This window comes from Lentibacillus sp., from assembly GCF_035301925.1.
In the GTDB taxonomy this organism is placed as follows: Bacteria; Bacillota; Bacilli; order Bacillales; family Amphibacillaceae; genus Lentibacillus.
Genome location: NZ_DATGTI010000030.1, coordinates 1 through 13,369 on the forward strand (window position 1 = coordinate 1; position 13,369 = coordinate 13,369).

The window sequence follows — 13,369 nt, forward strand, 5'->3', positions numbered from 1 at the left end:
GCGATTTAAGAAGGAATAGTGATTCTTTATGTAGAATACAAGTATTAAAAGCACCGTGAGCTAAATATGTTTACACAAGTGCTTCAGGAGGTACAATAATACAGTGAGCGAAAAGTCCTTCTAGCGTATGATCTTGCGGTCCTAAAACAACAAGGTTTTGGGCTTGTAATTGAGATTTTTCGACAATGGAAGGAATTTTTTACGACTGAAACAAAAAGTTTGTCGAATAATGAAGGATTTTCTCAATGAATATCGAAATGTAAAGGCATGGTGGTAAATATGCCTGGACAGGTATCTGAAGATGTCATCGAGGAAGTACGCAAGTCGAATGATATCGTTGATGTCATCGGCGAGTATGTCCAACTGAAAAAACAAGGTCGGAATTATTTTGGCCTTTGTCCGTTCCATGGCGAAAAGACGCCATCTTTTTCCGTGACTCAGGAGAAACAGATTTTTCACTGTTTCGGATGCGGAAAAGGTGGAAATGTATTGACATTTATAATGGAAATGGAACAGTATACATTTTATGAAGCGCTAAGATTTCTTGCGGACAGAAGTGGTGTTAATTTGCCGGTAATCGATCAGCGGCAAAAATCATCTATTTCACAGGAAAATCAAAGCATACTTTCCGCTTCCGAGTGGATTGCCAAACTTTATCATCATCTTCTGCGTTATACAAAAGACGGAAAAGAAGGCTATCAGTACTTTAGAGACCGTGGTATAACGGATGAAACCATCGATGTGTTCCAGCTGGGTTTTGCGCCAAACGTTAAGGATTTCACGGCAGAATTTCTGCAAAAAAAAGGATTTCATCAGCAGATTCTTGTCAAAGCTGGCCTGTTGTCACTAAATGATGACAATACGATAACAGACAAGTTCCGGGGAAGAGTCATGTTTCCGATTCGCAATCACCTTGGAAAAATCATTGCCTTTGGAGGCCGGACCATTTCGGGTCAGGAGCCTAAATACCTGAACAGTCCCGAAAGTGAATTGTTCCAAAAAGGGAAGATTCTTTACAATTTTGATTTAGCTAAAAAACATATCCGCAAACAAAGTGAGGCTGTTTTATTCGAAGGCTATATGGATGTCATATCTGCTTATCAGGCCGGCGTAAAGAATGCTGTTGCCACCCTCGGGACATCTTTGACGGAAACACAAGCAAGGCTTCTCAGAAGGTATGTTGATACAGTTATCATTTGCTATGACGCTGATGAAGCAGGTACTGAAGCAGCGTATAAAGCTGCTTTATTGTTGCAAAAGGCGGGTTGTCATGTTAAGATAGCCAATTTGCGTGACAATATGGATCCTGATGATTTTATAACCGAATATGGTGCTGAAGCATTTCATAATCAGGTTATCAAATCGAGTATGACCTTTACAAGCTTTTACATGAGGTATCTGAAAAAGGACTATAATCTTAGTCTGGAAGGGGATCGCATTCAATATATTGAAAAATTATTGCAATACCTTGCAAGGATTGAGAGCTCTGTCGAACGGGAATATTATTTAAAAGAGGTAAGTGATTCATATAATGTATCAATGGATTCATTATTGCAGGAAATTCAGGCTAACCGTGAAAAGATGGGGCTTGTTAAGGATAAGATAAATCGGAACAGATATACTAATAAGGCATCTGATCACAATCATTATACAAAAAAATTATTGCCGGCTTTTCATAATGCAGAAAGGCAGCTTCTTGCATATATGTTGCAAGATGCGTCCATTACTGATAAAGTGCAGGAGGAAATAGGTGCGGCCTTTAATATTGATGAACATAAGGTGATTGCGACGCATTTATACGCTTTCTATGAAGAACATCAGCAAGCTGATGTCAGTCAGTTTGTTGAAATGTTGTCGGATAACCGGCTGAAGCAACTGGTAACGGATATTGCAATGATGCCTGTGCATGAAAATATATCAAATGAAGAAATCAATGATTACATTCGTATGATTCGTGCTGAAAACAGCAATAAGGAAGACATCCAATCATTGAAAGAGGAACAGAGACTCGCTGAACAGCAAAATGATCCGATAAAAGCAGCTGGAATCGCAATGCAAATCATTGAACTCCAAAAACAATGGAAAAACATAAATTGACTGTAGTTGGAAGGAGGGGGACTCATGGCCGAAAATAAGCCTTCACAAACAAAAGAAAATAACACTGAACAGACACTGGATCAGGCAAAAGACCAACTGCTTGAGATGGGTAAGAAACGCGGTGTCCTGGCTTATGAAGAAGTTGCTGACCGTCTGTCGGGTTTTGCAATTGATTCAGAGCAGATGGATGAATTTTATGAGTACCTGACAGAACAAGGTGTGGAAGTGATCGGGGATTCCGAGGAAGATCCTAAGATGCAGGAGATTGCTAAAGAGGAAGAGTTTGACCTTAACGATCTCAGTGTCCCGCTTGGCATCAAAATAAATGATCCTGTCCGTATGTATCTGAAGGAAATCGGCAGGGTGGATTTATTATCAGCAGCTGAAGAAATTGAATTGGCAACCCGAATCGAAAATGGTGATGAGGAAGCTAAAAGACGATTATCAGAAGCGAACTTGCGCCTGGTTGTCAGTATCGCTAAACGTTATGTCGGCCGGGGAATGCTGTTCCTTGATTTGATTCAGGAAGGAAACATGGGCTTAATTAAAGCGGTCGAAAAGTTTGATTACCGGAAAGGCTTTAAGTTCAGCACGTATGCCACATGGTGGATTCGTCAGGCCATTACACGAGCCATTGCCGACCAGGCCCGTACCATCCGGATACCGGTTCATATGGTTGAAACAATAAACAAGCTGATCCGTGTCCAGCGGCAATTGCTTCAGGACCTTGGCAGAGAGCCGACCCCTGAAGAAATCGGAAAAGAAATGGAGCTGTCACCTGATAAAGTTCGTGAAATTTTAAAAATAGCACAGGAACCTGTTTCACTTGAAACCCCAATTGGTGAAGAAGATGATTCACATCTGGGTGATTTTATCGAGGATCAGGAAGCTGTCTCGCCATCTGACCATGCATCGTACGAGTTATTGAAAGAGCAATTGGAAGATGTTCTGGATACACTTACCGATCGTGAAGAGAATGTATTGCGCCTGCGTTTTGGTCTTGATGACGGCAGGACCAGAACATTGGAGGAAGTGGGCAAAGTATTCGGTGTAACCAGGGAAAGAATTCGTCAGATTGAAGCAAAAGCATTGCGTAAACTAAGACACCCTAGCCGGAGTAAACGGTTGAAAGATTTTTTGGAATAACGTATGCCAGTCATTGAACACAATTTTCCGTGTGCAATGGCTGCTATACATATTTTCAGTAGGATATGATAACTCTGAAAAGACGGATTGTTTATAACGATTGATCATGAAAAAAAGGCTTTATTATTTCTTGTTTTATAATTTGTCACATCTTTTTCCTTTAATCTAAATGATTTTTCAAGTAAAATAAATTCAGGTATGCAATCAAACACAGAAAAGGAATATACATAAGGAGGAACTGCAATTGAGTAAAAACCCGGTCATACCTTACGCTTTAATAGCTGGTATAGGAATACTGTTAGTTATCGTTATATCATTTGTCGGTTTAAACCAACAGGAAGCTATCCAGGAAGAAGAAAGTGGCGAGGAGCAGAGTGAACAGCAGGAAGGCCAATCCGATGGTGGTGGCGACTCCAGCGGAGGTGAAACGGCTGCCAACGGGGAAGAAGTTTACCAAAGTAACTGTGCAAGCTGTCATGGACAAGACTTATCGGGCGCTGCAGGACCTGCCCTGGATACTATCGGAAGCAAGTATTCCAAGGATGAAATTAAGCAAATTATTGCGGATGGATTTCCACCACAAATGCCAGGGGGACTGGTTCAGGGTGATGATGCTGAAGCTGTAGCACAATGGCTTTCCGAGCAACAGTAATAAGGGATTATGATCAATGTTAATGCTAAAAGAGTAAGCTTACTGGATAGACAGCAGGCTTACTCTTTTATACTATTTTACTACGCTGCAAGAACGAACAGTAACCAGCCAAAATACGACGGCTAACTGCCCGTAAATGTACGATTCTGTTCAGGCCTGAACATTGCAGGTACATATAGACGTTACAATATGGTGCCTAATTCTTAGTATTTGTTCCTCCGGGGGATAAAGCACCCGACCAATCAGATTTCACTTTAAAGGAGTATGGTTACATAAGGGGATGAGGATAAACAACAATTTTAAAATTTCCAGTCGCCTGGAAAAAATAGCTTTATTTATACCACAAGGCCTAAAGTTCGCGGATATTGGTTCGGACCATGCATACCTTCCCTGTTATGTGTGTCTGCATGATCAATCGGCACATGCGATAGCTGGTGAAGTGAATGAGGGGCCTTTCCAACGTGCTCAGGAAACTGTTGCCCGTTTTGACTTGTCAGACAGGATAGAAGTGCGCTTAGGGAATGGATTAGAGGTTTTACAGGATGGAGAAGTTAATTTGATCGTGATAGCAGGTATGGGCGGGTCCCTGATCAAAACGATACTTGATGAGGGAAAAGACCGTCTCAGCAGTGTTGAACGGATTATTGCCCAGCCCAATATTGATGAATGCAGTGTGCGCCATTGGTTTTACAGCCATGGTTATACGATTGTGGATGAGGCAATGGTTGAGGAAAATGGGCATATTTATGAAATCATCGTGGCTGATAGAAAAAATGTAACAAAGCCTCTGAATGAAAAGCAATTGTTATTTGGCCCGTATTTACTGAAACAAAAATCGGATCTTTTTTATCGGAAATGGCAGCATGAACGTAATAAACGAAAACGGACAGTAGAACAGATTAAGAATGCCAATGTACCGGATGAAATTAAAATAGCAGCTTTTACAAAAGAGGTGGCTTGGATAGAGGAGGTTTTAAATGATGACAATTCGTAATACGGATATCTTCAAGGCAATGGAAACGTGGGTTCCAAAACATTTGGCTTATGACTGGGATAATGTTGGCCTGCAGATCGGATCTTTCCATAAGCCTGTCAAAAAAGTAATGGTGACATTGGATGTTATGGAAGCGACAGTTGATGAAGCAATCGAACATGATGTTGATTTAATCATTGCTCATCACCCATTACTATTTAAATCCATGAAACAAGTGAATGTGGATACAGCCAAAGGACGGATTATCCAAAAACTGCTGCAGCATGACATTTCGGTCTATGCCGCTCATACAAATTTGGATGCAGCAAATGGCGGTGTTAACGATATGCTGTGTGATCAGCTGGACATCGAAAATCGCAACATCCTGGATATCAGCCATACGGATAAATTGGTCAAACTGGCTGTGTTCGTTCCCCGGTCACATGCTGAACAAGTGAGAGATGCCATGAGCGAAAAAGGAGCAGGTCATATCGGGGATTACAGTCATTGTACATTTCAGTCACCGGGCCAGGGGACGTTTAAACCGCTGGAAGGAACAGATCCATATATAGGCTCACAAGGGGAAGTGGCCTTCGTGGATGAGGTTAAAATTGAGACCATTTTGCCAGCATCACGTTTGTCATCGGTACTGGAAGCCATGACAGCTGCACACCCTTATGAAGAAGCAGTTTATGATATTTATCCGGTGGAGAACAGCGGGACAGCGTATGGAATTGGCCGCATTGGTACGTTAGCTGATAAGATGAGTCTAAAAGCATTATGTGAGAAAATAAAAACGGCCTTCAGTGTTCCAAATGTCCGGGTTACGGGCGATTTGTCCAAAGAAGTCAAAAAGGTTGCTGTATTGGGCGGCAGTGGCGAAAAATACATTCATCAAGCTAAACAAATGGGTGCGGATGTCTATATTACCGGGGATATGACCTTTCACACTGCTCAGGATGCGCAAGCTATGGGGCTATCTGTTATCGATCCCGGTCACTATGTTGAAAAGGTGATGAAAGGATACACCAAATCATATCTTGACGATTATTTCGCAAACGAGGAATTGGAAATTATTGTTTCCAACGCGAATACTGAACCATTTCAATTTATTTAATACAGCATAAGTTTATAATACCGCTGCACCTCACAAAAAATAATATTTTGCAGCATTTAAAAGGAGTCAGGCATGATGGCTAAACACTTTGACGAATTTTCGTTTCGACCAGCTATCAAAAAGGTTGTTGAACGATTAAATTTTTATGAACCGACACCCATTCAAAGTCAAGTTATACCGGCTGTGTTAAAAGGGACAAGCGTTATCGGACAATCACAAACGGGTTCAGGCAAGACGCATGCATACCTATTGCCTTTATTCAACCAGATTGACGTGAATAATCATGAAATCCAATTTGTGATCACAGCCCCGACGCGTGAACTGGCTATGCAGATTTATGATGAGGTCAAAAAGATAATTGATTATGCCGGTATGAGTGGATCGTTGAATGCCAAATTGCTTGTCGGGGGGACGGACAGGCAAAAAATGATGGCGAAATTGAAGACGCCGCCGCATTTCATTGTCGGTACACCTGGACGCATCCTCGACTTGGTGAAGGAAGGGACCATTTCAATTTACGGCGCATCTGCCTTTGTTATTGATGAGGCCGATCTCATGCTTGAGCTGGGTTTTATTCACGATGTCGATCAATTACTTGTCCGGTCAAAAAACGATATTCAAATCCTTGCCTTTTCTGCAACGATACCGGAGCAGCTGGAACATTTTTACCGAAAGTATCTTGAAAATCCGCTGCACGTTAAAATTGATGACCAATTATCACCTGAGAAGCTGGAGCACCGTTTAATCCCGCTCAAACACCGTGAGGACGCTGATGTTATCGTGGAAATTTCCAAAGCGATACAACCTTATTTAGCCATTATTTTTGCGAATGGAAAAGAAGCTGCTGACACATTAGCGTCTTCATTGCAGCAAAAAGGTCTTGAAGTAGGGATTATTCATGGCGGTTTGTCTCCCAGGGAAAGAAAAAGAACACTGAAAGAGATTCAAAATCTGCGTTATCAGTACATTGTGGCGACTGATCTTGCTTCACGGGGAATAGATATTAAAGGTGTCAGCCATGTCATTAACGCCCAATTGCCGAAAGAAGAAGACTTTTACGTACACCGTTCGGGAAGGACTGCACGGGCCGGGATGGAAGGGACGGTCATCAGTTTATATGACGAGCATGATGTCCGCTTGATTGAGACATTACAGCAAAAAGGTCTGATATTTACATTTTGGGATGTAAAACATGGTGAATGGAAAGAAACCAAATCATGGAATGAGCGCAATCGCCGCAGAAAGACAACGAACAATGCTGATTCTGAAGCATGGAAACGAGTTAAGAAAGCCAAAAAAGTAAAACCGGGGTACAAGAAAAAAATGAAGGAGCAACAGGAAAAAATCAAAAAACAAATGAATCAAAAGTCTAAAAAGAAACGAAAATAATACTGGGGTGAGGATATGTTAAAAATTGGTTCACATGTGTCAATGAGCGGGAAAAAAATGCTGAAAGGTTCCAGTGAACAAGCTGCTTCATACGGTTCCAACGTCTTTATGATTTATACTGGCGCACCGCAGAATACAAGGCGAAAGCCAATTGAAGAATTGAATATTGAAGCCGGCAGGGAGCATATGACTGAGAACGGTATTGTTGATGTCGTCGTGCACGCGCCGTACATTATCAATATTGGCAACACGACTAAACCCGAAATTTTTGAATTAGGTGTTGACTTTTTAAGAAACGAAATTGACCGGACGGACGCCATTGGTGCCAAGCAAATTGTGCTGCACCCTGGTTCACACGTTGGGGCCGGTGCTGACAAAGGCATTGAGAAAATTATTGAAGGCTTAAACGAAGTGCTGGAAAAAGATAAAGAAGTTCAGATCGCACTTGAAACGATGGCTGGTAAGGGGTCGGAAATTGGACGCACGTTTGATGAACTGGCCAAAATTATTGATGGGGTCACCCATAATGAAAAATTGTCAATTTGTCTTGATACCTGTCATATCCATGATGGGGGATATAATGTTGTAAACGATTTTGATGGTGTGCTGAATGAATTTGACAACATTATTGGCATTGATCGCTTGAAAGTCGTTCATGTCAACGACAGTAAAAATGAACAAGGTGCTCACAAAGACCGTCACGAAAATATTGGATTCGGCCACATTGGGTTTGATGCATTACACTATGTCATCACCCATCCTCAACTCGAGGCATTACCGAAAATTTTGGAAACACCTTTTGTTGGCCAGGATAAGAAAAATAAAAAGCCACCGTACAAATTTGAAATTGACATGATTAAAAATGGTGAATTTGAAACAGATTTAAAAGAAAAAATAATGAATCAGTAACGAATCAAGTGGCTGGGACAAAAGCATTTTTATTAAAGAAAAATCCGAACTTTAGTTGGTGCATATATCCCGTTCGGAAATATACTTGGTGCTCGTCGTGTTGCATGAGGTGTCGGAGAAGCAGCATTCCTCGCAACTCGCAGTTTACTCGGTGGATGTTCAGCTCGTCGCTTTCCGCGGGCGGCTGGTGAGCCTCCTCGTGCTCGTCGCGTTGCAAGCTATCTCTGTGAGGTATACGCTCCTCGCAGAAAAGATTGCTGGCGCACTGGGGGGTCTCACCTCTGCCTTTTATCCCTTAGGAGTCTTCGAATATTTCCTCCGCTCAAGTAGTGCATTGTTCGTCTTTAAAGTTGGCAGTTTTAATTATGTCCCAGCCTCTTGATACTTTAAGGCTGTGTTATAAAAGACTGTTCTTAACACATTAAAGATGTAACATACATACGAGGTGCCTCACGGGACAAATGTATCCACCGATAGCGCAAAAAACAAGGAAAAGAGCTTATTTAAACATGTTCTCCAATCCGTACGATTTTGTAATTTCCTGTAATAATTGCTGTGCTTTCTGGGCGGTCGCTTTATCCGTTATACGCTCAAGCTCTTTAAACATTTTGGCACGACCGCTGGCATCAAACGGTTCGATTCGGTTTTGCCGTAAATATGCTGTCATTTCCTGTGCCTGTTTTTTCGTGATGAAAAAATTATATTGATGTGCATAATAAAGCAGTTCATCCGGCGAAAGTTGCTTCAGTTTATTAATAGCCATTTGTTTAATGAACGATGACATAGACGTGCATGCTCCTTCTAAAAGATTTTGTGTTCTATTATATGCACAAGGCTGAAAAAGTTAACTCGTACCGAAAAATAATAATTCCATTAACTACCAGCTGTATAAATCTGAATCAACCATAAACTATATATGCACCTCATTTCAGGAAAGAGAGGTCTTGCTGATGGATGAAAACAATCGCCGGCTGAACAGTTCAGAAAACGGTCCGAAGCTTGAGGAACAACCGGATACAGACGATATGGTTGCCACCAATTTTGATGGCGACCAGCCACGTGTGGACGACATCCAAAGCCGTCGGGACGAGGAATTAGCCTCTGAAATGACTGCTGATGATATCGATGAGCCAGTTGATTCAGATGAAGATGGTACAGAGGTTAACAGTGCATTTGGATGGATTGCCCTGGCGTTATCCATTATCTCGTATTTCATGATGCCGATTATTCTCGGTGGCGCAGGGATTGTAATGGGATTTGTATCAAGAAATCGAGGTGCAGAAACACTTGGCAACACAGCCATTATTGCAGGTGCAATTTCCATCTTGATCACCTTGTTTGTACTCCCATTTGTATAGCGAAAGGGGCTGAAATTCAGCCCCTTTTCATTTGTATAAAGGAAAATAATAGTCATCACCTGATTCGATATGTAATGGCTCCACACCAGGATTCAATGCTTTGAAATCGGTCATGATTTGTGGAATATCCAATTCTCTGTCATTCTGTTCATTTAGTTCTTCTACAATGGACAGTACAGTATCACCCTTGTTTACGCTGATTTTTACGGCATTCGCTTGTTCCTCTTCAACCATTGGATTGTCATGCTGTCCGTCTGATTTGGAATCCAATGGTGTCCCAATCGTTAAATCTCGATGGATGCTCACCAAAAACAGAACCACAAAAACATATACAAGTATTTTTTTAAAAGAGTTCATATTTTTTGCCCCTTTAATGAAACCATAACGACGCAAATCCGTATAAAATGGTAGGGAATGGGGGAGATGATAATGGCTATTTTTTCAATGGACTGGATCGGTTTTATTTTGACTGGTTTTGCCACATTATTCCTGATCGGTGAACTACTGGTAAATATGCGTGGAATTTTTGGTTTGCTTGGACTGGGATTCATTACGGTTTATTTTACAGTTTACCTTGAAACAAGCTCCTTTATCATTATGCTTATTATTTATTTGGCTGGAATATTACTTATTATGATTGACGGAAAAGTAGTTAATGATGGGACACTTGCGACAATCGGTCTTGCCTGTATGCTGTTGGCGGTTGCATTGGGCGCACCAAATTTATTTGCCGGTATGTATGCCGTCATCGGAGTGCTTATTGGCGGATTTTCATCGCTGCTCTTTTTAAAAGTCTTCAAACGAAGGGAAATGTGGTCCAAAATAACGCTGAAGGATCAGTTGACAAAAGAAAAGGGTTATAATTCCATGAATCAGGATTATGAAAAATTACTTGAGAAAGAGGGAATGACGCTAAGCGATTTGCGCCCTGTCGGTACAATACGCGTAAATAATAAAAATTACAGCGCCGTATCAAATGCAGAGTGGATCCCGAAAGGCAGTACGATTAAAGTGGTTCACGTTGACGGAACAAAAATTTTGGTTGAACAATATGGGGCTGATGGAGATGATACCCATGAATCGTCATGATTCATGGGTATTTTATGGAATAATACGTTAATGTTAAGGGTACCCAGTAAAGTACAGAATATTATTCGTACGTGACGAGCGTTAAGCCGACAAAGACGACGGCTCACAGTCCATAAATGTCCGATTCTGTTCAACTAACATTCATTTGAGGGAAGCGCCCAGCTGAATGAAGTTTCGCTTTATTGGAATGTAAATTTTATGTTAAGTTTTCGATGATATTCTTTACAAAACTTTCATTATAAATTAATAATGGACAAGGAATGTGACAAATTTCAACATGGTTCGAAGGGTGGAATTATTTTTGGATATCGATGTGCAGACACTGATATTTGAATTTGTCGGCGGTTTGGGTATTTTCCTTTTAGGGATCAAGTACATGGGAGAAGGTCTGCAAAAATCCGCCGGCGACAGACTTCGTGATATACTTGATAAAACCACAAGCAACCCATTTCTGGGTGTGCTGGCCGGTATTGTGGTGACGATTTTGATTCAAAGCAGCTCCGGAACAACCGTATTGACTGTCGGTTTGGTGAATGCAGGTTTCATGACGCTCAGACAGGCGATTGGTGTGATTATGGGTGCGAATGTCGGTACAACTGTAACTGCTTTTATAATTGGGATTGATTTAGGTCAATATGCGCTCCCGATCATAGCTGTTGGCTGTTTTCTTTTGTTTTTCTTTAAAAACCAAAAAGTTAATAATATCGGACAGGCCGTTTTCGGTTTCGGTGCGTTATTTTTTGGTTTGGAATTGATGAGCAGTGGTATGTCGCCATTGCGCGAAGTCCAGGCATTTCAGGATCTTACAGTGAACATGAGTGAACATTCTATATTAGGTGTTGTGATTGGTACTTTATTTACATTTATTGTGCAGAGTTCAAGTGCTACAATAGGCATTCTACAGGGACTGTTTGCTGAAGGCGCGATTGAACTGAATGCCGCCTTGCCTGTTTTATTTGGCGACAATATCGGTACAACCATTACAGCGGTTTTGGCATCAATCGGAGCAACGGTAGCTGCCAAGCGTGCAGCATTTGTTCATGTGATTTTTAACCTTGCAGGTGCGGTAATCGCTATTTTGTTACTTGGATTATTCACCCAGTATGTCATGTATTTGCAGTCTGCATTGGAGCTTAATCCGGAAATGACGATTGCCTTTGCACATGGAAGCTTTAATTTGGCAAATCTGATTATTCAATTTCCATTTATCGGGGCTCTCGCATGGATTGTGACTAAGATCATTCCGGGTGATGATACAGTTATCGAATATAAGCCCAAACATTTGGATCCGATTTTTATCCAGCAATCATCCACACTGGCATTGGATCAGGCAAAAGCGGAACTTATTCGCATGGGTGAATATGCTTCTAAAGGGCTTGAAGAAACAAATATGTATTTGACAACACAAAATCAGAAGCATTCGGAAATGTCGATGCAAATTGAAGGTGCCCTGAATAATCTGGATCGTAACATTACGGATTATCTGGTTGAAATGTCGGGTGAATCGATGACTGAACTGGAAGGTGCCAAACATACGGTATTAATGGATACTGTTCGTGATATCGAGCGGATAGGTGACCACTTCGAAAATATTATTGAATTGATTGATTATAAAATATCCAATAAAGTTCATATGACAGAGCAGGCTCAGGAAGATTTGAATAATATGTTTGATTTGACCATTCTGACCGTAAAGCAGGCGGTTAAAGCACTTGATGGCATGGATCGTGAAGAGGCATTGGCCGTGGTGCAAAAAGAGGATCAAATTGACAGAATGGAACGCAATTATCGTAAAAAACATATTATTCGAATGAACGAAGGCCTTTGTACCGGATCAGCTGGCATTGTTTTTGTCGATATTATCAGCAACCTTGAGCGAATAGGGGACCATGCTGTAAATATTGCTGAAGCTGTTTTAGGTGAATAAAGGTAAAGTGAAAATTTATTCAGTGGGACGTCCTTTACCCACTGAAACAAGGGAACAAAGGCTGGGCTCGCGCGTCAAGTTGCTACGGCTTTGTGATTTGTGTCGTATAAGCGCGAACAGAACGGGGATTTAGGGTCAGTTAGCCGCCGTTATCCGGGGGCTAACTGACCGTTACATATGGATAAGAGGTGAAAGTGCCTCTTTGTTTTGCGACCTAAATATTTCGCCGGTTTCATCAGAGATTTTTATTCTTTTTATAATACGCTCTATCGATTTTCTTATTGAAAACAACTCATGAACATGCTATAGTATTTATTGTCGCTTGTATATCCACTTACATCAATTTCAAATGGATAAGTTATTGACAGAATCTGTCGGACGTGGTAAATTATATTTCGTCGCTGATTTATAAACGTCATTTTGCGAGGAATACAACTTTAACGAAAGTACCTGCAACACGACGACTGCCAAGCAACCTGCAAACTGCGGGACGTTAGGCATCACTGAATAATCTTACAACATCATAGGCACAGCTTTTTATATTATAGCTTATTGACGTATATATTAGATAATTCCACAGTAGCTCAGTGGTAGAGCAATCGGCTGTTAACCGATCGGTCGCAGGTTCGAATCCTGCCTGTGGAGCCACGTGGCGGCGTAGCTCAGCTGGCGAGAGCGTACGGTTCATACCCGTGAGGTCGTGGGTTCGATC

The 13,369-nt window shown here is 41.3% G+C and carries 12 protein-coding genes and 1 tRNA gene; 11 read left to right on the forward strand and 2 right to left on the reverse strand.

Going from position 1 to position 13,369, the window contains the following annotated elements; translation table 11 throughout:
- Positions 1–279: 279 nt before the first annotated feature.
- From dnaG to VK080_RS02740, 7 genes are all read left to right on the forward strand, one after another.
- Entirely contained in the window at positions 280–2,097 is a 1,818-nt protein-coding gene (dnaG, locus tag VK080_RS02710; RefSeq protein WP_324223263.1) for a DNA primase, read from the forward strand.
- Positions 2,098–2,121: 24 nt separating this feature from the next.
- Positions 2,122–3,243 carry an RNA polymerase sigma factor RpoD gene (gene rpoD / locus VK080_RS02715; RefSeq protein ID WP_324223264.1) on the forward strand — a complete coding sequence of 374 codons (1,122 nt, stop codon included), beginning with the start codon at positions 2,122–2,124 and terminating at the stop codon, positions 3,241–3,243.
- A 244-nt stretch (positions 3,244–3,487) separates the two neighbouring features.
- Entirely contained in the window at positions 3,488–3,895 is a 408-nt protein-coding gene (gene cccA / locus VK080_RS02720; RefSeq protein WP_324223265.1) for a cytochrome c550, read from the forward strand.
- A gap of 280 nt (positions 3,896–4,175) precedes the next feature.
- Positions 4,176–4,889, forward strand: coding sequence for a class I SAM-dependent methyltransferase (locus VK080_RS02725; RefSeq protein WP_324223266.1), 714 nt, complete (start codon positions 4,176–4,178; stop codon positions 4,887–4,889).
- Positions 4,873–5,985: a Nif3-like dinuclear metal center hexameric protein gene (locus VK080_RS02730; RefSeq protein ID WP_324223267.1), complete on the forward strand. Its 1,113-nt coding sequence runs from the start codon at positions 4,873–4,875 to the stop codon at positions 5,983–5,985. Before VK080_RS02725 ends, VK080_RS02730 begins: the two co-directional genes overlap by 17 nt.
- 75 nt (positions 5,986–6,060) lie before the next feature.
- Entirely contained in the window at positions 6,061–7,374 is a 1,314-nt protein-coding gene (locus tag VK080_RS02735) for a DEAD/DEAH box helicase (RefSeq protein ID WP_324223274.1), read from the forward strand.
- Positions 7,375–7,389: 15 nt separating this feature from the next.
- Positions 7,390–8,283, forward strand: a complete 894-nt coding sequence (locus VK080_RS02740) for a deoxyribonuclease IV (protein WP_324223268.1) — start codon at positions 7,390–7,392, stop codon at positions 8,281–8,283.
- A gap of 499 nt (positions 8,284–8,782) precedes the next feature.
- Here the strand turns inward: VK080_RS02740 and VK080_RS02745 are convergent, their stop codons facing one another.
- Positions 8,783–9,067 carry a DUF2624 domain-containing protein gene (locus VK080_RS02745; protein ID WP_324223269.1) on the reverse strand — a complete coding sequence of 95 codons (285 nt, stop codon included), beginning with the start codon at positions 9,065–9,067 and terminating at the stop codon, positions 8,783–8,785.
- A 166-nt stretch (positions 9,068–9,233) separates the two neighbouring features.
- On the opposite strand from VK080_RS02745, the gene VK080_RS02750 reads away from it, so the two are divergent.
- On the forward strand, positions 9,234–9,641 hold the full coding sequence (locus tag VK080_RS02750) for a hypothetical protein (RefSeq protein ID WP_324223270.1): 408 nt from the start codon (positions 9,234–9,236) through the stop codon (positions 9,639–9,641).
- 27 nt (positions 9,642–9,668) lie between these two features.
- On the opposite strand, the gene VK080_RS02755 is transcribed toward VK080_RS02750, so the two are convergent.
- The gene (locus VK080_RS02755; protein WP_324223271.1) at positions 9,669–9,998 is read right to left on the reverse strand and encodes a hypothetical protein; all 330 of its coding nucleotides are present in this window, start codon (positions 9,996–9,998) and stop codon (positions 9,669–9,671) included.
- Positions 9,999–10,070: 72 nt separating this feature from the next.
- On the opposite strand from VK080_RS02755, the gene VK080_RS02760 reads away from it, so the two are divergent.
- The 3 genes from VK080_RS02760 to VK080_RS02770 all read left to right on the forward strand — a co-directional run bounded on the left by VK080_RS02760 (position 10,071) and on the right by VK080_RS02770 (position 13,305).
- A complete protein-coding gene (locus VK080_RS02760; RefSeq protein ID WP_324223272.1) occupies positions 10,071–10,730 on the forward strand; it encodes an NfeD family protein in 660 nt (219 codons plus the stop codon).
- Between the two features lie 301 nt (positions 10,731–11,031).
- On the forward strand, positions 11,032–12,657 hold the full coding sequence (locus VK080_RS02765; protein WP_324223273.1) for a Na/Pi cotransporter family protein: 1,626 nt from the start codon (positions 11,032–11,034) through the stop codon (positions 12,655–12,657).
- Between the two features lie 573 nt (positions 12,658–13,230).
- Positions 13,231–13,305: transfer RNA gene (locus VK080_RS02770), tRNA-Asn, on the forward strand.
- Positions 13,306–13,369: the final 64 nt, after the last annotated feature.